13 protein-coding genes are annotated in these 19606 nt (G+C 71.3%); 2 read left to right on the forward strand and 11 right to left on the reverse strand.

All coding sequences use genetic code 11. The features are described 5' to 3' along the window. Window positions 1–289: 289 nt before the first annotated feature. The 9 genes from ACFVXG_RS43915 to eccD all read right to left on the reverse strand — a co-directional run bounded on the left by ACFVXG_RS43915 (window position 290) and on the right by eccD (window position 11368). Window positions 290–1975, reverse strand: a complete 1686-nt coding sequence (locus ACFVXG_RS43915; RefSeq protein WP_375896092.1) for a ribonuclease J — start codon at window positions 1973–1975, stop codon at window positions 290–292. Window positions 1976–2147: 172 nt separating this feature from the next. Continuing rightward, complete coding sequence (gene dapA, locus ACFVXG_RS43920) at window positions 2148–3047, reverse strand: 4-hydroxy-tetrahydrodipicolinate synthase (protein WP_387936124.1); 900 nt, start codon at window positions 3045–3047, stop codon at window positions 2148–2150. A gap of 214 nt (window positions 3048–3261) precedes the next feature. Beyond that, on the reverse strand, window positions 3262–3993 hold the full coding sequence (thyX, locus tag ACFVXG_RS43925; protein WP_387936125.1) for an FAD-dependent thymidylate synthase: 732 nt from the start codon (window positions 3991–3993) through the stop codon (window positions 3262–3264). Beyond that, window positions 3990–4448 carry a hypothetical protein gene (locus ACFVXG_RS43930; protein ID WP_387936126.1) on the reverse strand — a complete coding sequence of 153 codons (459 nt, stop codon included), beginning with the start codon at window positions 4446–4448 and terminating at the stop codon, window positions 3990–3992. The genes thyX and ACFVXG_RS43930 overlap by 4 nt, the downstream gene beginning before the upstream one ends. Before the next feature lie 25 nt (window positions 4449–4473). Continuing rightward, the gene (dapB, locus tag ACFVXG_RS43935) at window positions 4474–5220 is read right to left on the reverse strand and encodes a 4-hydroxy-tetrahydrodipicolinate reductase (RefSeq protein ID WP_387936127.1); all 747 of its coding nucleotides are present in this window, start codon (window positions 5218–5220) and stop codon (window positions 4474–4476) included. Between the two features lie 58 nt (window positions 5221–5278). Continuing rightward, the gene (locus ACFVXG_RS43940; RefSeq protein WP_350509600.1) at window positions 5279–6631 is read right to left on the reverse strand and encodes a pitrilysin family protein; all 1353 of its coding nucleotides are present in this window, start codon (window positions 6629–6631) and stop codon (window positions 5279–5281) included. Window positions 6632–6749: 118 nt separating this feature from the next. Beyond that, window positions 6750–8957, reverse strand: coding sequence for a polyribonucleotide nucleotidyltransferase (locus tag ACFVXG_RS43945; RefSeq protein ID WP_350517795.1), 2208 nt, complete (start codon window positions 8955–8957; stop codon window positions 6750–6752). 460 nt (window positions 8958–9417) lie between these two features. Next, window positions 9418–9708: a 30S ribosomal protein S15 gene (gene rpsO / locus ACFVXG_RS43950; protein WP_387936128.1), complete on the reverse strand. Its 291-nt coding sequence runs from the start codon at window positions 9706–9708 to the stop codon at window positions 9418–9420. Between the two features lie 199 nt (window positions 9709–9907). Next, on the reverse strand, window positions 9908–11368 hold the full coding sequence (gene eccD, locus ACFVXG_RS43955) for a type VII secretion integral membrane protein EccD (RefSeq protein ID WP_387936129.1): 1461 nt from the start codon (window positions 11366–11368) through the stop codon (window positions 9908–9910). Window positions 11369–11698: 330 nt separating this feature from the next. On the opposite strand from eccD, the gene eccCa reads away from it, so the two are divergent. Then, a complete protein-coding gene (gene eccCa, locus ACFVXG_RS43960; protein WP_387936130.1) occupies window positions 11699–15643 on the forward strand; it encodes a type VII secretion protein EccCa in 3945 nt (1314 codons plus the stop codon). 481 nt (window positions 15644–16124) lie between these two features. After that, a complete protein-coding gene (locus ACFVXG_RS43965) occupies window positions 16125–17528 on the forward strand; it encodes an APC family permease (RefSeq protein WP_387936131.1) in 1404 nt (467 codons plus the stop codon). Window positions 17529–17609: 81 nt separating this feature from the next. Here ACFVXG_RS43965 and ACFVXG_RS43970 read toward each other — a convergent pair whose 3' ends face one another. Together ACFVXG_RS43970 and ACFVXG_RS43975 are read right to left on the reverse strand one after the other, a co-directional pair. Further along, on the reverse strand, window positions 17610–18875 hold the full coding sequence (locus tag ACFVXG_RS43970) for a hypothetical protein (protein ID WP_387936132.1): 1266 nt from the start codon (window positions 18873–18875) through the stop codon (window positions 17610–17612). A 92-nt stretch (window positions 18876–18967) separates the two neighbouring features. Further along, a complete protein-coding gene (locus ACFVXG_RS43975; RefSeq protein WP_387936133.1) occupies window positions 18968–19510 on the reverse strand; it encodes a SigE family RNA polymerase sigma factor in 543 nt (180 codons plus the stop codon). Between the last annotated feature and the right edge of the window lie 96 nt (window positions 19511–19606).

Here is a 19606-nt window from a genome sequence, read left to right on the forward strand (position 1 = left end):
CCTTCCAGCGGGCCCTCCGGGCGCTTCGTTCTTTCGTGTTTCAAGCTTATCAGATGTTTTCCGCTCCGTTTTCCGGAGTTTCATTCATCCGATTTGGCTTTTGCCTTTCGGCGCTCCCGGACTCTATCAGAGTCTCTCGGTCCGTTTTCCCGGCCGTTCTCGAATTCGCTTTCGCATTCGAGGACTTCCTTGGGGCTCGTCCCGTGGGGCAACCCGGAGAACATTACGCACCGGGTCGCCCCACGTCAAACCAGCCTCAGCAGGGCCGGGCGAGGCCCTGCAGCGGGGCTCAGACCTCGACGACGACCGGCAGGATCATCGGCCGGCGGCGGTAGTTGTCCGCGACCCACTTGCCGATGGTCCGGCGGACGAGCTGCTGCACCTGGCGGGGCTCCAGCACGCCGTCGCTCGCCGAGCGGTCCAGGGCTTCCTGGAGCTTGGCGACGACCGGCACGAAGGCGTTGTCGTCGATGCCGGAGCCGCGGGCCTGGATGGTCGGGCTGCCGACCAGCTTGCCGTTGGTCGTGTCGACCGCGACGAAGACCGAGATGAAGCCCTCCTCGCCCAGGATCCTGCGGTCCTTGAGCGAGGCCTCGGTGATGTCGCCGACCGAGGCGCCATCCACGTAGACGTAGCCGGCCCGCACCTTGCCGACGATCCGGGCGACGCCCTTCTCCAGGTCGACGCAGACGCCGTCCTCGGCGATGACCACGCGGTTGCGCGGCACGCCGGTGGCGATGCCCAGCTCGGCGGCGGCCCGCAGGTGGCGCCACTCGCCGTGGACCGGCATCAGGTTGCGCGGCTTGCAGATGTTGAAGAAGTACAGCAGCTCGCCGGCCGAGGCGTGGCCGGAGACGTGCACCTTGGCGTTGCCCTTGTGCACGACCTTGGCGCCCCAGCGGGTCAGGCCGTTGATCACGCGGTAGACGGCGTTCTCGTTGCCCGGGATGAGCGAGGACGCCAGGACGACGGTGTCGCCCTCAACGATGCGGATCTGGTGGTCGCGGTTGGCCATCCGGGACAGCGCCGCCATCGGCTCGCCCTGGGAGCCGGTGCAGATGAGCACGACCTCCTTGTCCGGCAGGTCGTCGAGCTGCTTGACGTCGACGACCATGTTGCCGGGGACCTTCAGGTACCCGAGGTCACGGGCGATGCCCATGTTGCGGACCATCGAGCGGCCGACGAAGGCGACCTTGCGCTTGTACTCGTGCGCGGCGTCCAGCACCTGCTGGATGCGGTGCACGTGGCTGGCGAAGGAGGCGACGATGATGCGCTTGTCGGCGTTCGCGAAGACGTTGCGCAGCGCCGCCGAGATGTCCCGCTCGTGCGGGATGAAGCCGGGGACCTCGGCGTTGGTGGAGTCCACCAGCAGCAGGTCCATGCCCTCCTCGGCCAGCTTGGCGAAGGTCGGCAGGTCGGTGAGGCGGCCGTCCAGCGGCAGCTGGTCCATCTTGAAGTCACCGGTGGCCACGACCATGCCGGCGGGGGTGCGGACGGCCACGGCGAGGGCGTCCGGGATGGAGTGGTTGACCGCGATGAACTCGCAGTCGAAGGGGCCGATGCGCTCGCGCTCGCCCTCCTTCACCTCCAGCACGTACGGCCGGATGCGGTGCTCGGCGAGCTTGGCCTCGATCAGGGCGAGGGTCAGCTTGGAGCCGATCAGCGGGATGTCCGGGTTCTCCCGAAGGAGGAAGGGGACGGCGCCGATGTGGTCCTCGTGCCCGTGGGTGAGGACGATGCCGTCGACCTTGTCGAGGCGGTCCCGAATGTAGCTGAAGTCCGGGAGGATCAGGTCCACGCCGGGCTGCTCGTCCTCGGGGAAGAGGACGCCGCAGTCGATGATCAGGATGCGGTCGCCGTACTCGAGGACCGTCATGTTGCGGCCGATCTCGCCGAGGCCGCCGAGCGGAGTGATGCGGAGGGCGCCCTCCTTCAGGGCCGGGGGCGCGCCGAGTTCGGGGTGCGGGTGGCTCAAAAGACTCTCCTCACGACGCACGCCATATGCCTGGGGTCCTCCCCCTGGAGACATATGGCGTGCGTACTCAGTGTCGTTTTCCTACTGGGTCTGTGCTCTCGCGCCTTCGGTCCCGGTCCAGCGGCGGACCCGGTCGGGTCCGGCGAGCCGGGGGCGCGCACGTCTGTGTCTGCTACAGGTGTACCCCGCCGGAGGCGAGATCCTGCTTCAATCGGTCGATCTCCTCGGGCGTCGCCCCGACCAGGGGCAGCCGCAGCGGCCCGGCCGGCAGGCCCTGGAGCTCCAGCGCGGCCTTGGTGAGGATCACGCCCTGGGTGCGGAACATACCGGTGAACACCGGCAGCAGGCTCTGGTGGACGGCGGTGGCCTTGGCCACATCGCCGGCCTGGTAGGCCTCGATCATCGCCTTCAGCTCGCCGGCCACCACGTGCCCGACGACGCTGACCACGCCGACGGCCCCGACGGACAGCAGCGGCAGGTTGAGGATGTCGTCGCCGGAGTACCAGGCGAGGTCGGAGCGGGCGATCGCCCAGGCCGCCGCGCCGAGGTCGCCCTTGGCGTCCTTGTTGGCGACGATCCGCGGGTGCTCGCCGAGCCGGACCAGGGTCTCGTGGCTCAGCGCGACCCCGCTGCGGCCCGGGATGTCGTACGCCATGACCGGCAGGCCGGTGGCGTCGGCGACCTGCGTGAAGTGCCGGTACAGGCCCTCCTGCGGGGGCTTGTTGTAGTACGGGGTGACGACCAGCAGGCCGTGCGCCCCGGCCGCCTCCGCCTGACGGGCCAGCTCGACGCTGTGGTGGGTGTCGTTGGTGCCGACCCCGGCCACCACGTGGGCACGGTCCCCGACCGCCTCCACCACGGCGCGGACGAGCTGGGCCTTCTCGGCGTCGCTGGTGGTCGGGGATTCACCGGTGGTGCCGTTGACGACGAGGCCGTCGTTCCCGGAGTCGACGAGGTGCGTGGCGAGGCGCTGGGCGCCGTCGAGGTCGAGCGCGCCGTCGGCGGTGAACGGGGTGACCATCGCGGTCAGCACCCGGCCGAACGGCGTCTGGGGGGTGGAGGTCGGAGCCATGCGTCCAAAGCTACTCGTAGGCGGTGGGGCGGTACCCATGCCGGTCCAGGGTTCGGACAGGTGTGCAGGCCGGGGGCGGGGAAGTGGGATCCCGGTGCTGCCCGCTCGGGGGTTCGGGCAGCACCGGGATCCGTGGTCACGAATGTAGGGAGCGGCTACAAAAGCCGCAATCCAGACATGCCCGACACTCTGCCCATATGCCTGTCGTCCCAGGTCAGGGGGCGACCCGGCCGTGCTTCTCGAAGGCCGCATGGGTGAGCGGCATGAGCCGCGCCCACTGCTCCTCCATCTGCTCCGCGACCATCTCGATCTCGCGCTGCGGGAACGACGGCACCGCCGAGTTCTCCCGCCGGGTGCGCAGCGAGAGGAAGTGCATCAGCGAGCGGGCGTTGCAGGTCGCGTACATCGAGGAGAACAGGCCGACCGGCAGCACCGCCCGGGCCACCTCGCGGGCCACGCCGGCCGCCAGCATCTCCTGGTAGCGGGCGTAGGACTCGCGGTACGCGGCCTCCATCGCCCCGGTGGTGGTCTCGTGCTGCTCCGCGGTGCCCTCGTGGAACTCGTACTTGCCCGGGCGGCCCTGCTGGACCAGCTTGCGGTCGACGCCCGGCACGTAGAAGACCGGCTCCAGCTCGCGGTAGCGGCCGGACTCCTCGTTGTAGGACCAGCCGCTGCGGTGCCGGTGGAACTCGCGGAACACGAAGATCGGCGCGCTGATGAAGAAGGTCATCGAGTTGTGCTCGAACGGCGTACCGTGCCGGTCGCGCATCAGGAAGTTGATCAGGCCCTTGGACTTCTCCGGGTCCTGCTGGAGCGCCTCCAGGGACTGCTCCCCCGCGGTCGACACCCGGGCCGACCAGATGACGTCCGAGTCGGCGGCGGCGCTGCGGACCAGCTCCACCGTCACGTCGCTGCGGAAGCTGGGGGCCGTCGGTTCGTCGCTCACGCGTTACTCCTTGCGGGTTCGGTGCTGTGCAGCTTGATGGCGTGCTGCATGGTCTTGCGGGCGCGCGGGGTGTCGCCGGCGTCGGCGTAGGCCACGGCGAGGCGGAACCAGACCCGCCAGTCGCCCGGCGCGGCCTCCGCCTCGGTCTGGCGGCGGCTGAACACCGCGTCGGCCGAGGCCCGGTCGATCCGTCCGCCGCCGGTGCGCTTGAGCTCGTCCACCGGCAGGCCGCCCTCGGCCTCCAGTTCGCGGGCGAGCTGCTCGCTGGCCCGGCCGAAGCGGACGGTCTGGCGCAGGAACCAGACGCCGATCAGCGGGATCACGAAGGCGCAGAGGCCGATGCCGATGCCGAGCGGCTTTCCGGTGGCGACCAGCTGGACGCCCTCCCCCACGCAGAGGAGGGCGACCAGCAGCAGCACGCCGGACAGGACGAAGAAACCGGTACGGGAGGTCATGTCGCGCTCCTGGAATTCAACGGGGTCACAGGTCCAGGAAGTGTTCGAGGCCGAAGGTCAGCCCCGGCGTCTCGACGACCTTGCGCACGCCCAGCAGGATGCCCGGCATGAAGCTGCTGTGGTGCAGCGAGTCGTGCCGGATGGTGAGCGTCTCGCCGGTGTCGCCGAACATCACCTGCTGGTGGGCGAGCAGGCCGCGCAGCCGTACGGCGTGCACCGGCACCCCGTCCACGTCGGCGCCGCGCGCGCCGGGCAGGCTGTGGGTGGTCGGGTCCTGCTGCTTCGGGCGGCCGGCCTCGGCGCGGGCCGCGGCGATCAGCTGGGCGGTGCGGGTGGCGGTGCCGCTGGGGGCGTCGGCCTTGCGGTCGTGGTGCAGTTCGACCACCTCGACCGACTCGAAGTAGCGGGCGGCGACCTGGGAGAACTTCATGCCGAGGATCGCGCCGATGGAGAAGTTGGGCGCGATCAGCAGGCCGAGGTCGGGGGCCTGCGCCAACAGGCCCTCGACGGTGGCCAGTCGCTCGTCGGTCCAGCCGGTGGTGCCGGTGACCACGTGGATGCCGTGGTGCAGGCAGTAGTCGAGGTTGCCCATCACCGAGTCCGGGTGGGTGAGTTCGACGACGACCTGGGCCCCGGCCCCGGTCAGCTCCTCCAGCTCGGAGCCGCGGCCGAGGGCGGCGACCAGCTCCAGGTCGGGCGCGGCCTCGACGGCCTTGACCGCCTCGGAGCCGATCCGTCCCTTGGCGCCGATCACGGCGACACGCAGCGTCATAGCGAAATTCCTCTCAGACCAGGCGATCTCGGAGCGGGCACTCCCGGAGCGGGCAAGCTCAGACCAGCAGATCGGCGAGCTTGGCGGCCCGCTTGTCGTTGACCGGACCGATCAGCGCCAGCGACGGCCGGTACGCGCCCAGCACATCACGGGCGACCGCGTGGACGTCCTCCAGGGTCACCGCGGCGATCCGCTCCAGCATGTCGTCCACCGACAGGTGGTGGCCGTAGCTGAGTTCGGCCTTGCCGATCCGGTTCATCAGCGAGCCGGTGTCCTCCATGCCGAGCACGGTGGATCCGGAGATCTGGCCGATCGCGCGCTGCAGCTCCTCCTCGGTGATGCCGTCGGCGACCACCTTGGCCAGCTCCTCGCGGCAGATCCGCAGCACCTCCTCGACCCGCTTGGGCTGGCAGCCGGCGTAGATGCCGAACAGGCCGCTGTCCGCGTAGGAGGAGGAGTACGAGTAGACGGAGTACGCCAGGCCGCGCTTCTCCCGGACCTCCTGGAACAGCCGGGAGCTCATCCCGCCGCCCAGGGCCGCGTTGAGCACGCCCATCGCCCAGCGGCGCTCGTCGTGCCGGGGCACGCCGGGCACGCCCAGCACCAGGTGGGCCTGCTCGGTGGAGCGGTTGAGCACCTCGACCCGGCCGGCCGTGCGCAGCGCCTTGACGCCGCGGCGGGCCTCGGCGGGCACCGCGGTGGAGCGGGCCAGGACCGGCGCGAAGGCCTCCTGGACCTGCTTGACGACCTTGCGGTGATCGAGGTTGCCGGCCGCGGCGACGACCAGGTTCTCCGGGCGGTAGCGGCGGTGGTAGAAGCCCGCGATCTGGTCCCGGGTGAGGGACTTGATGGTCTCCTGGGTGCCGAGGATCGGGCGGCCGAGCGGGCCGCTGCCGTAGATCACCTTGGCGAACAGGTCGTGGACGACGTCGCCCGGGTCGTCCTCGGCCATCGCCATCTCCTCGAGGATGACGCCGCGTTCGGCGTCGACGTCCTCGGGGCGGATCAGCGAGCCGGTGAGCATGTCGCAGACCACGTCGATGGCCAGCGGCAGGTCGGTGTCCAGGACCCGGGCGTAGTAGCAGGTGTTCTCCTTCGCGGTGAAGGCGTTCATCTCGCCGCCGACCGCGTCCAGGGCCGCCGAGATGTCCAGCGCGCTGCGCCGCTCGGTGCCCTTGAAGAGCAGGTGCTCCAGGTAGTGGGTCGCGCCGTTGAGCTGCGGGGTCTCGTCCCGCGAGCCGACGCCGACCCAGATGCCGAAGGTCGCGGAGCGCACCGTCGGCAGGGTCTCGGTGACGACCCGCAGGCCGCCGGGCAGGACGGAGCGGCGCACCGTGCCGGCGCCGTCGACGCCCTTGAGCAGGGTCCGGGTCGAGCCGGGACGCTGCTTTACCGCCGGGGCCTGGGCCACGGTGGGTACCTCCAGAGGAAACGCACGTGGAATGGCACGTACGGACGAAAGCGTGGGCAACAGGGTGCGGCCCGCACGCCGGGAGGCGTACGGGCCGCAAGGGTCAGCTAGCGGCGCTTCACTCGGAAGCGGCCTCGCCGGCTTCCTCGCCCTCGATGACCGGGATCAGGGAGAGCTTGCCGCGCGGGTCGATCTCGGCGATCTCGACCTGCACCTTGGCGCCGACGCCGAGGACGTCCTCGACGTTCTCGACGCGCTTGCCGCCGGCCAGCTTGCGGATCTGCGAGATGTGCAGCAGGCCGTCCTTGCCCGGCATGAGCGACACGAACGCGCCGAACGTCGTGGTCTTGACCACGGTGCCCAGGTAGCGCTCGCCGACCTCCGGCATGGTCGGGTTGGCGATCTGGTTGATCGTGGTGCGGGCGGCCTCGGCGGCCGGGCCGTCGGCGGCACCGATGTAGATGGTGCCGTCGTCCTCGATCGTGATCTCGGCGCCGGTGTCCTCCTGGATCTGGTTGATCATCTTGCCCTTGGGGCCGATGACCTCACCGATCTTGTCCACCGGGATCTTGATGGTGATGATGCGCGGCGCGTTCGGGGACATCTCGTCGGGCGAGTCGATGGCCTCGTTCATCACGTCGAGGATGTGCAGGCGGGCGTCCTTGGCCTGCTTCAGCGCGGCGGCCAGCACGGAGGCCGGAATGCCGTTCAGCTTGGTGTCGAGCTGCAGCGCGGTGATGAAGTTGCGGGTACCGGCGACCTTGAAGTCCATGTCGCCGTACGCGTCCTCGGCACCGAGGATGTCGGTCAGCGCGACGTAGTGGGTCTCGCCGTCGATCTCCTGGGAGATCAGGCCCATGGCGATGCCGGCGACGGCGGCCTTCAGCGGCACACCGGCGTTCAGCAGCGACATGGTCGAGGCGCAGACCGAGCCCATCGAGGTGGAGCCGTTGGAGCTCAGCGCCTCGGAGACCTGGCGGATCGCGTAGGGGAACTCCTCGCGGGTCGGCAGGACCGGGAGGATGGCGCGCTCGGCCAGGGCGCCGTGGCCGATCTCGCGGCGCTTGGGCGAGCCCACGCGGCCGGTCTCGCCGACCGAGTACGGCGGGAAGTTGTAGTTGTGCATGTAGCGGCGACGCGTCTCCGGGGAGAGCGTGTCGAGCTGCTGCTCCATGCGGAGCATGTTCAGCGTGGTGACGCCCAGGATCTGGGTCTCGCCGCGCTCGAACAGGGCCGAGCCGTGGACGCGCGGGATGGCCTCGACCTCGGCGGCCAGGGTGCGGATGTCGGTGACACCGCGGCCGTCGATGCGGACCTTGTCCTTGATGACGCGCTCGCGGACGATCTTCTTGGTCAGCGCGTTGTAGGCGGCGCTGATCTCCTTCTCGCGACCCTCGAACTCGGGGAGCAGCTTCTCGGCGGCGACCGCCTTGACGCGGTCCAGCTCGGCGTTGCGCTCCTGCTTGCCCGGGATGGTGAGGGCCTTGGCCAGCTCGTCCTTGACGGCGGCGGTCAGCGCGGCCAGCACGTCGTCCTGGTAGTCCAGGAAGACCGGGAAGTCGGCGGTCGGCTTGGCGGCCTGGGCGGCCAGCTGCGCCTGCGCGGCGCACAGCACCTTGATGAACGGCTTGGCGGCGTCGAGGCCGGAGGCCACGACCTCCTCGGTCGGCGCCTCGGCGCCGCCCTCGACCAGCTTGATGGTCTTGTCGGTGGCCTCGGCCTCGACCATCATGATCGCGACGTCGCCGTCCGGCAGGACGCGACCGGCGACGACCATGTCGAAGACGGCCGACTCCAGCTCGCTGTGGGTCGGGAAGGCGACCCACTGGCCGTTGATCAGCGCGACGCGGACGCCACCGATCGGGCCGGAGAACGGCAGGCCCGCCAGCTGGGTGGAGGCGGAGGCGGCGTTGATGGCGACCACGTCGTACAGGTGGTCGGGGTTGAGCGCCATGATCGTGCAGACGACCTGGACCTCGTTGCGCAGGCCCTTGACGAAGGACGGGCGCAGCGGGCGGTCGATCAGGCGGCAGGTGAGGATCGCGTCCTCGGAGGGCCGGCCCTCACGACGGAAGAACGAACCGGGGATGCGCCCGGCGGCGTACATCCGCTCCTCGACGTCCACGGTCAGCGGGAAGAAGTCGAAGTGCTCCTTCGGCTGCTTGGACGCGCTGGTGGCCGACAGCACCATGGTGTCGTCGTCCAGGTAGGCCACGGCGGAGCCGGCGGCCTGACGGGCCAGACGGCCGGTCTCGAAGCGGATGGTACGGGTGCCGAAGGAACCGTTGTCGATGACGGCCTCGGCGTAGAACACGTTCTCTTCCACCTGGAAGATCTCCTCTTTCGTACGTTCTCCGGGAGAGCGTCCCCGCGCACTGCCTGGGGGGTGGCCCTGGGGCCCTCCTGCCAGGGAGGGCGGCAGTCGGGCCGGTCTTCGATCGAAGCCTCCGGAGTGCCCCGCTCGGCTGCGGGGGTTCCGGGGGCCACTACCGAGGACCGGCGCCTCACGGCTGCCGGGCCGGGACGGGCGGTCCGCGTCTGGACGCTCTCTCGGATGCGGGCGGCTTCCGTTTGAAGCCTTCGTCCCGCGGGGGGGGTTCGGGCGCTTGTTGCCCGGGTGGCGCGCTCGGCGCCATCACCCGGCATGCCCACAACCCTACGGTGCAATCCTCGGCCACCTGGGGAGGTGCGCGCGAGTTGTTATGTCAGGGTGCCGCGGTCGAACCGCCGCGGCATACGCGCGAGGGGCGGCTCCCCGGTGTGGGGAGCCGCCCCATGCGGCGGTCTTAGCGGGCGCCGCCGGCGGCACCGCGACGGATGCCCAGGCGGTCGACGAGCGTACGGAAGCGCTCGATGTCCTTCTTGGCCAGGTACTGCAGGAGGCGGCGGCGCTGGCCGACCAGGATCAGCAGGCCACGACGCGAGTGGTGGTCGTGCTTGTGGAACTTGAGGTGCTCGGTCAGGTCCGCGATGCGGCGGGAGAGCATGGCCACCTGGACCTCGGGGGAACCGGTGTCGCCCTCCTTCTGGCCGAACTCGGCGAAAATCTGCTTCTTGACGTCAGAGGCGAGAGCCACTGCATCTCCTTCAAGGTCTACCGAGCGGTCCTGGTCGACAGCACAGGACTCTGCGAGAACTCGGTGTCGTGAGCGCCGTCCGCGGTCGACGGCCCACGAAGGGGTGGACACACGGCTGCGCTCGAAGGCCAAGGGTACCAGTGCCGCCCACCCGGCCGGTCGGCGGGTGGGCGGCACTGGTACCCAGGGGCTTGCGCGGTCAGCCGGTGGCGCCGCGGACCAGCCGGTAGACGTTGAGCACGGCGAGCGCCAGCGGGACCAGCGAGATCAGCGTGAGGCTGTCCACCAGGTCCAGGATGCGGCCCCAGAACGGGGAGACGCCGAGCCGGGGCACCACCAGGGCGATCGCGGTGAGCAGCGCGGCCCCGAAGGCGATGGAGGCGGTCAGCCAGATGGTGCGCAGGTCGAGCTCGGTGCTGGAGCCGGCCGCGCGCAGGATGAACTGCGGGGTGTGCAGGGACAGCCCGACGATCAGCAGGCACAGGCCGAGCAGGCCGGCGACGGTGAGGCTGAGGACCTGCGCGGTGTAGCGGAACAGCCGGGCGCGCAGCATGGCGGCGATGCCCAGGGCGAGCGCGAGCAGCTCGGGGAAGGTCCGGTCGGTGAACGACAGGACGGCGCAGGCGCCGACCACCACCGCGGCGCAGCCGCCGACCAGGCCGACCAGCACCTCGTGGCCGCGGCGGGCCTGGTGGGCGATCCGCTCGTACTGGACGGCCTCGGCGCGCTCGGCCTCCTCGTCGTAGTCGCGGCTGCGGGTGCGGGTCTGGCCGGGGGCGCTGAAGCCGACCGGCAGCCGGGCGAAGCGGGCGGAGAGGCTGGGCAGGAAGCCGATCGCGGCGACGGCGGCGACGCCGGTGACGGCGGCGATGTTGCCGGCCGGGGTGCCGGGCATCAGCACGGCGGCGAAGGTGGCGAGCGCGCCGGCGGTGGCGACGAAGGCGGCGGCGACGAACACCGCGTCCTTCTCCGGCAGCAGTCCGGCGAGCAGCACGGCGATCACCAGGACGGTGACGCAGCCGGTGAGGAACTGGAGCCGGCCGGGGCCGTCCCACGGGTGGGCGACGGCGATCAGGCCGCTGCCGGCGATCATGGCGTGCGGCAGGGCGCCGAGGCCGAGCGCGACGGCGGCGTGGGCGTCCTGGTAGACCCGGGCGCGCACCCCGGCGAGCGCGGTGAGCACCACGGCGGCGACGCCGGCCAGCACGCCGGGCAGGCTGTGCATGTCGTGGCGCAGGTCGGAGAACCAGAGCGCGAAGCCGAGCAGGGTGAGCAGCACCCCGGCGCCGATCAGGCCGAAGCCGCGCATGAGGTCGACGGTCCAGAACCGGCGGTCGGCCTCGACGGCGCTGGCGATGGCGTCGGCGACGTCGTCGTAGACGGCCGGCGGCAGGGACTCGGCGAAGGGGCGCAGCGCCAGCAGGTCGCCGTCGCGGACGTGCTGGGCGGCCAGGGACAGGCTGCTGTCGAGCACGGTGCCGTCGCGGCGGACCAGGTGGAAGCCGGTGGGGGTGCCGTCGGGCTGGCTCTGGTTGGCCAGCCGCAGCACCTCGGGGTAGACGTCGGCGAGGGCGACGTCCTCGGGCAGGGCGACGTCGATCCGGCGGTCCGGGGCGACGACGGTGACCCGGCAGTAGCCCGTGGCGGCTGTGGCGCTCACGACGGCACCTCGATCCTTCGACGCACTGAACGCTCCCCCTGGGTGGACGGTGCCGCGGCGCGGTGGCGCGCGGTGTGGCTGTGGAACGGGCCCGGCCGGGCCGCGAGTTGGCGCGGCGTTACCCTACCCGCTCGGTTCGTGCCCGGCGCCGCGGCGGGGTGCGGCCCCGGCGTCGCCCGGGCGACCGTTAGGATCGGCGCCTGCGCGAGGTGGTACGGGGGCTGCGCTGTGTGGGGCGTCCTCAGCCACGGGAATCCCGTACCGGGCCGAGCGCAGTCGCGTGAGGGCTGATGCCGAAGTGATCGATCGACGCCGCGGGGTGGGTGACGCATGGGTGTGATCATGGTCAAGCGACCGGCCAGGGCCTACCCGCCGACGGTGCCGGAGGAGCCGGTGGAGCTGGTCAGTCCACCCGAGTTGCCCCGGCAGGGCGGCGAGGACTGGCTGATGAGCATCCTGCCGATGCTCGGCATGGGCGGGTCGGCGGTGTTCTTCTTCTCGCCGGGTGCGGCCGCCCCGATGAAGATCATGGGCGGTCTGATGATCGTCTCCACGGTCGGCATGGTGCTGGCCCAGATCGTGCGGGCCCGCCGGGGCGGCTCGACCGCGATGGCGGACGAGCGGCGCGACTACCTCAAGTACCTCCAGCAGACCCGCCGCCAGGTGCGCCGCACGGCGGAGAGCCAGCGCGGCGCGCTGCTGTTCCTGAACCCGGCGCCGGACCAGCTGTGGTCGATCGTCGAGGACGGCCGCCGGCTGTGGGAGCGGCGGACGGCGGACGGCGACTTCGCGCAGATCCGGGTGGGCCTCGGGCCGGTGCAGCTGTCCACCCCGCTGGTGGCGCCGCAGACCGCGCCGATGGACGAGCTGGAGCCGCTGTCGGCGGCCGCGATGCACTCCTTCCTGAAGGCGCACGGCACCCTCCAGGACCTGCCGCTGGCGGTCTCGCTGCGGGCCTTCTACCACATCACGGTGTGCGGGGACCCGGACTCGGTGTACGGGAACGTGCGCGCGATGATCGCCCAACTGACCACCCTGCACTCGCCGGACGACCTGCTGATCGCGGTCGCCGCGGCGCCCGGCGCGGCCGAGGAGTGGGACTGGACCAAGTGGCTCCCGCACAACCAGCACCGCAAGGAGAGCGACGGCGCGGGCTCGCGCCGGCTGAGCGCCGCCGACCTGGGCGAGCTGGAGTACCTGCTGCAGGACGAGCTGTCCGGCCGCCAACGCTTCGTCCGGGACTCGGCGCCCCCCGCGGACCAGCCGCACCTGGTGGTGATCATGGACGGCGCCGGGGTGCCGCACGACTCGGTGCTGGCGAGCCCGGAGGGCGTGCAGGGGGTGACCGTCATCGAGGTCGTCCCCGGTGAGGTGGACGAGCCGAGCGGGCACCTGATGGTGACGGTCAACCCGCAGGAGCTGGTGCTGCGTTCGGCCTCCGGGGCGACGTACAGCGGCAAGCCGGACCTGCTCTCGCTGTGGCAGTCCGAGGCACTGGCCCGGCAGTTGGCCCCGTACCGGGCCTCGGCCGGCGGGGACGACGAGCCGCTGCTGTCCAACCTGGACTTCACCGACATGATGAACTCGGGCGACCCGGGCTCCTTCGACGTGGCCCGCAGTTGGCGCCCGCGCGCCCAGCACGAGCGGATGCGGGTGCCGATCGGCGTCGGCGCGGGCGGCGAGCACGTCTACCTGGACATCAAGGAGGCCGCGCTGGAGGGCATGGGCCCGCACGGCCTGTGCGTGGGCGCGACCGGCTCCGGCAAGTCGGAGCTGCTGCGCACGCTGGTGCTGGCGCTGGCGATGACCCACTCCTCGGAGACGCTCAACTTCGTGCTTGCCGACTTCAAGGGCGGCGCGACCTTCCTGGGCATGGCCGACATGCCGCACACCTCCGCGGTGATCACCAACCTGGAGGGCGAGCTCACCCTGGTCGACCGCATGCGCGACGCGATCGAGGGCGAGCTGCACCGCCGCCAGGAGCTGCTGCACCGCTCCGGCAACTACGCCAACATCCACGAGTACGAGCGGGCCCGGGCGGCCGGCGCGGCGCTGGACCCGCTGCCCTCACTGGTGCTGATCATCGACGAGTTCTCCGAACTCCTCACCGCCAAGCCCGACTTCATCGAGATGTTCATCCAGATCGGCCGGATCGGCCGCTCCCTGGGCGTGCACCTGCTGCTGGCCTCGCAGCGCCTGGAGGAGGGCAAGCTGCGCGGACTGGACACCTACCTGTCGTACCGGATCGGTCTGCGCACCTTCTCGGCGGCCGAGTCCCGGGCGGCGATCGGCGTGCCGGACGCGTACCACCTGCCGCCGGTCCCGGGCGTCGGCTACCTGAAGTTCGGCGAGGACGTGATGGACCGGTTCAAGGCCGCGTACGTCTCGGGCCCGTACCGGGCGCCCGGGCAGCAGCGGTCCACCGGCGGGCAGCGGGTGAACGCCCGGCCGGTGCGGTTCACCTCGGCCTTCGTGGACCTGCCGCCCGCCCCGGTGGAGGAGGAGGCGCCGCAGGTCCAGGAGCAGGACGACGCGCTGGTGGACACCGTGCTGGACGTCTTCGTCCAGCGGATGTCCGGCCAGGGCCCGGCCGCCCACCAGGTGTGGCTGCCGCCGCTGGACGAGGCGCCCAGCCTGGACCACCTGCTGCCGCCGCTGCAGGTCGTCCCGGAGCGCGGGCTGACCGCGCCGGGCTACCCGGGCGGCCGGCTGCGGGCGCCGATCGGCATCGTGGACAAGCCGCGCGAGCAGAAGACCGACATCCTGGAGGTCGACTTCTCCGGGGCGGCCGGCCACGGCCTGGTCGTCGGCGGCCCGCGCTCCGGCAAGTCGACCGTGCTGCGCAGCATGACGGCCGCCTTCGGCCTCACCCACACCCCGCGCGAGGTGCAGTTCTACCTGCTGGACTTCGGTGCCGGCAGCTTCCAGTCGCTGCTCGGGCTGCCGCACGTCGGCGGGGTGGCCGGCCGGTTGGACGTGGACAAGGTCCGCCGGATGGTCTCCGAGGTGCACGCGGTGCTGAACCGGCGCGAGGAGCTGTTCCGGGCCACCGGGATCGACACCATCGCGACCTACCGGGCCCGTCGGGCGGCCGGGCAGCTGCCCGACGAGGCCTTCGGCGACGTCTTCCTGATGATCGACGGCTGGAACACCTTCAAGCAGGAGTTCGAGGGGCTGGAGCCGGTGATCGGCGACATCGCCCAGCGCGGCCTCGGCTACGGCGTCCACCTGGTGATCTCGGCGACCCGGTACGCGGAGGTGCGCCCCGCGCTGAAGGACCTGCTGCAGAACCGCATCGAGCTCAAGCTCGGCGACTCGATGGAGTCCGAGGTCGACCGCCGGGTGGCGCAGAACGTCCCGCCGTCGGCCGGGCGCGGCATCACCGCGGAGCGGCTGCACTTCCTGGGCGGCCTGCCCCGACTGGACGGCTCCTCCTCGGTGGAGGACCTCCAGGACGGCGTGGCCGGGCTGGTCGGCGCGGTCGACGGGGCCTGGACCGGCCCGCGCGCCCCGCAGGTGCGGATGCTGCCGGCCGTCCTGGACGGGAACTCGCTGCCGAAGGGCTTCGAACACCCGGAGCGCGGCGTGTGCTTCGGCGTGGACGAGGCCGAACTGGCCCCGGTGTTCGTCAACTTCGAGACGGACCCGCTGTTCATCGTGTTCGGCGACACCGAGTCCGGCAAGTCCGCGGTGCTGCGGATGCTGATCAAGCAGATCACCGAGCGGTACACGCCGGACCAGGCGGGCATCGTGGTCGGCGACTACCGGCGCGCGCTGCTGGGCACCGTCCCGTCGGAGTACCTGGTGGAGTACGCGGCCGCGCAGCCGGCCATGGCGTCCATCGTGGACATGCTGCGCGGGGCCTGCGCCCGCCGCCTGCCCGGCCCGGACGTGACCGCCGACCAGCTGCGCAACCGCAGCTGGTACACCGGCAAGGACATGTTCGTGATCGTCGACGACTACGAGCTGGTCGCCACCGGCTCGGGCAACCCGCTGGCGCCGCTGGCCGAGTTCCTGCCGTTCGCCCGGGACATCGGCCTGCGGGTGATCGTGGCCCGCAGCGCGGGCGGCGCCGGGCGTTCGCTGTACGAGCCGGTGATGCAGCGGATGCGCGAGCTCGGCGGGCAGGGCGTCATCCTGTCCGGCAACCGGGACGAGGGCGCGCTGCTGGGGACGGTCAAGCCGCAGCCGCTGCCGCCGGGCCGCGGGGTGTACGTGTCGCGCCGCGTGACCCACGGGCAGATGGTCCAGACGGGCTGGCTGCCCGCGCAGTGACCGGGGCGAGAAAACAAGCTGTTCGCTACGGACGGTGAACGAAGGGGTCGGACTCAGCGGAGTCCGACCCCTTCGGCGTCCCAGGTGCTGAAACGTTACCTAGATCTTTCCGGGCCGGGGCTGCGGTTCCCGTACCCACCTGGGCAGTTGCCGGACGACGGAGAGGCGCCTGGCGTGTCACCGTACGACCGAGCCAGCGCCTTTGAATGGTGGCACGCAACGCGCTGTTCACCTTTGATTCATGCCCGATGGAGCCAAAGTAACAAGTCGGACATACGACGCCATGACCCTCAGTGATCATCGGATCGCATGTTTATGCCTTCCACCGCAACGGATTCCGAAGCAGTTCCGGCGTTGACGCAATCAATACGCCCAAGGTTCCATGGCGGCCCGGGAGCGACCGGACGAAGACCCGAGCAACCAGCCAGCGGAGGCGATACCGCTCCCGTCCCAGGACCGAACAGAGCCGATCGGAATCCACATGACCGACACGCTTCGCCCGCCACAGAACGTAGCCGCCACGGCGGACGGCGCGGCCGCACCCCAGCAGCTCAAGCGCTCGATCGGCGTCGTGGGCGGCACCCTGCTCACGTTGTCCTGCGTCACCCCCGCGTCGACGCTCTTCGTGATCGTGCCGGAACTCTTCTCCAGCATCGGCAGCGCCACCGCCCTGGCCATCGGCATCGGCTCCGTGCTCTGCATCGCCGTCGCGTTCTGCTACTCCGAGCTCGGCACCCTGATCCCCAGCGCCGGCGGCGAGTACGCGATGGTCGGCACCCTGGCCGGACGGCTCGCTGGCTGGCTGGTCTTCATCCAGTCGCTGATCGTGGTGATGATCGTCCCCTCGGTCATCGCCCTCGGCACCGCCGACTACCTGGCGCCCGTCATGCACGTCGACAAGCCGATCGCCGGCGCCGCCGTGATGCTCGCCGCCACCCTGGCCGGCCTGCTCGACCTGCGCGCCAACGCCTGGATCACCGGCATCTTCCTGGTCCTGGAGGTCATCGCGGCCGGCGTCGTCTCGGTGCTCGGCTTCGCCCACACCAACGCGGCCCACCCCAGCCTGCTGCACGGACTGGTCTCCACCGACGGCGGCGCCGCCAGCCCCGTCGGGATCGGCGCCATCATCGGCGCCCTCGGCATCGCACTGTTCGCCACCCAGGGCTTCTCCACCGCGGTCTACCTCTCCGAGGAGCTGGAGAACCCCCGCCGCACCGTCTCCCGCACCGTGCTGTGGACCCTCGGCCTCTCCAGCGCCATCATCCTGGTCCCGGTCGCCGCCATCACCATGGGCGCCCCCGACCTGCAGACCCTGACCTCCGGCGACATCTCCGGCATGGTCACCGCCTGGAGCAACTCCGCCGTCGGCACCTTCATCAGCCTCTGCATCGCGCTGGCCATCATCAACGCCGGCATCGTCATGGTCATCCAGAACTCCCGGGTGCTGTTCGCCTCCGCCCGCGACAAGGCCTGGCCCGAGCCCGTCAACAAGGCCTTCGGCACCCTCGGCCGCTTCGGCTCCCCGTGGATCGCCACCCTCGCGGTCGGCGTGCCCGGCGCCGCGCTCTGCTTCGTCAAGGGCCAGCTGCTCAGCAACATCACCGGCGTCGCCGTCACCGCGATGTACCTGCTGGTCGCCGTCGCCTCGCTGCTCTCCCGCCGCGGCCACCACAAGCACGCCGCCGCCTGGCGGATGCCGCTGTGGCCCGTCGTCCCGGGGCTGCTGATCGTCGTCCTGGTCTACGTGATGACCCAGCTGGACGCCGAACCCCTGCTGTGGACCGGCGGCATCACCGCCGCCGCCACCCTCTACTGGCTGTTCTACCTGCGCCCCCGGCAGGACACCCGCTGGGTGATCAGCCTCCCCGAGGACCAGCGGGACTGATCCCCCACCCCTCCCCCACATGGCGGTGCCCCGGGCCTCCCCCAAGGCCCGGGGCACCGCCGCGTCCGGTCGGGCCCGCCGCTACTTATCGCCCATCCACGCCGCGTTGACCGCGATCGCCTTCAGCTGGTCCAGGCTCAGCAGCGGCTTGCCGGTCGGCGGCTCGCCGACCTGGACGAGGAGGTCGCCCCGCGTCACCTCGGCCATCGGGGCGCCCTTCGGGTTGGCCGTCCCCGGCCCGTAGAGCTTGAGCATGCCGCCGTCGGGCAGCCTGGTCGCGCCCAGGGACAGCTCCTTCGCCTCGTCCACCGGCTGCTGCAGCTTCTGCACCCGCACCACCAGCGATCCGGTGGCGCCGCCCTGGGCGAGCTGGACGTTGGCGACGACCTCGTTGCCGTCGAACTTGGCGACGGTCACCCCGGCGGGCAGCAGACCGGTGAGGATCGCCTGCCGGTCCGGCAGGGACAGCCCGGTGCTCAGGGCCGCGTAGTCGACGCCGTCGTACCCGACCCCCGCGACGATCCGGTCCCAGGACCGGTCGGTGACGATCACCCGGAGCTGGTCCAGGGTGAGCGGCGGGTCCGTGCGGCTGTCGGCCGCGCCCTTCTCCTGCGGCGAGTTCCACTCGCTGAGGCTGATCTCCCGCCCGTCGGGCCCGGTCAGCACCGCGATCCACTCCTTGGTGTCGGCGCGGTGGTCCGGGTACTCGTACCCCTCGCTGAGGAACAGCTTGGAGCCGTCGGCCAGCGTGGTGACCGAGCACGCGTCGATCCGGTTGAGCTTGGGGTCCGGGCAGGACCGGTCCTGGCCCTGGCCCTTGCGGTGCTTCTGGACCCCGACCATGAACAGCGACTTGCCCCGGCCGTCGTCGAACACCAGCTGGGCGCTCGCGAAGGTGCCCTTGAGCCCGGAGCCCTCGGTGCCGCGGCCGACGGCCTCGGTGATGTCCCCCTTGGGCAGCAGGGCCTTGAAGGTCGCCAGCACCTCGTCACCGGTGACCACCGCGGCGGCAGTGGGGGTGGCCGTGGGGGTGCCGGTGGACGCGCCGGCCGAGGCCGGGGTCAGGGCGGCGCCGGAGCCCGCCGCCCCGGTGGGGGCCGCCGCGACCGTGCTCACGCCGGACGGGGAGCCGGACCCGGTCAGGTACACCGCGCCGGTGCCCACCAGGGCCAGCGCGGCGGCGCCGCCCACCACCGCGGCGGTCGAGCGGCGGCGCCAGCGGCGCCGGCCGCGCTGGTACCCGCCCTCCACCAGCCCGGCCTGGTCGGCCTGCTCGGGGCGGAAACCCTCACCGGTACGGGTGAGGGCGTAAAGAAGATCGTCTTCGAACTTGTCCGGCTCGGACATGGCGGATCACCGTCTCCTTGCGTCGCGGAAGTGCCAGAAAGATGGGTGGAGGGCGGGGCGTTCCAGTACGCGGAACGTCGCGGCGGAACGTTTCAGCGGGCCGCGAGTTCGGCCAGCGATTCGCCGAGCAGGGCGCGCAGCCGGGCCAGCGCCCGGGTGGTCCTGGTGCGGACCGCGCCGGAGGAGAGCCGCAGCACCTCGGCGGTCTGCTCGACGCTGCGGTCCTCCCAGTAGCGCAGCACCAGCACGGCCCGGTCCCCGGCCGACAGCTGCCCCAGCGCGTCGAGCAGGGTCAGCCGCAGCGTGCTGTCCGCGTCGTGCCCCGGTGCCTCCGGCAGGGCCTCGGTCGGGCGCTCGCCGCTGGAGCGGCGGCGCTGCTGGGCGATGAAGGTGCGCACCATCACGGTGTGGGTGTAGGCCGCCGGGTTCTCGATCCGGTGCCGGCCGCCGGTGAAGGCGCTGCGCCGCCAGAGCACGTACATCCGGCTGAGGGCCTCCTGCACCAGGTCCTCGGCGTAGTGGGTGTCGCCGCTGGTGAGCAGGCAGGCCGAGCGGTACAGGTGCCCGGTGCGGCTGGAGACGAGCTCCAGGAACTCGGCGTCCTTGGCCTCGCGGCCGCCCCCGATCCACCCCATGTACCCGCTGCTCCCCCGCGTCCGTGTGCCCCGTCGGCACTAGATGGATGCGGTGAGCACACGCCGGTGTTACAGGTGTCCCGCGGGTTCTTCCCG

The organism is Kitasatospora sp. NPDC058162, from assembly GCF_042884005.1.
Taxonomy (GTDB): domain Bacteria; phylum Actinomycetota; class Actinomycetes; order Streptomycetales; family Streptomycetaceae; genus Kitasatospora.

Coding starts and splice junctions, on each gene's coding strand:
- dapA (WP_387936124.1), bottom strand. CDS start 3,047: ATGGCTCCGACCTCCACCCCCCAGACGCCGTTCGGCCGGGTGCTGACC.
- ACFVXG_RS43970 (WP_387936132.1), bottom strand. CDS start 18,875: ATGTCCGAGCCGGACAAGTTCGAAGACGATCTTCTTTACGCCCTCACC.
- ACFVXG_RS43965 (WP_387936131.1), top strand. CDS start 16,125: ATGACCGACACGCTTCGCCCGCCACAGAACGTAGCCGCCACGGCGGAC.
- eccCa (WP_387936130.1), top strand. CDS start 11,699: ATGGGTGTGATCATGGTCAAGCGACCGGCCAGGGCCTACCCGCCGACG.
- dapB (WP_387936127.1), bottom strand. CDS start 5,220: ATGACGCTGCGTGTCGCCGTGATCGGCGCCAAGGGACGGATCGGCTCC.
- ACFVXG_RS43975 (WP_387936133.1), bottom strand. CDS start 19,510: ATGGGGTGGATCGGGGGCGGCCGCGAGGCCAAGGACGCCGAGTTCCTG.
- ACFVXG_RS43930 (WP_387936126.1), bottom strand. CDS start 4,448: ATGACCTCCCGTACCGGTTTCTTCGTCCTGTCCGGCGTGCTGCTGCTG.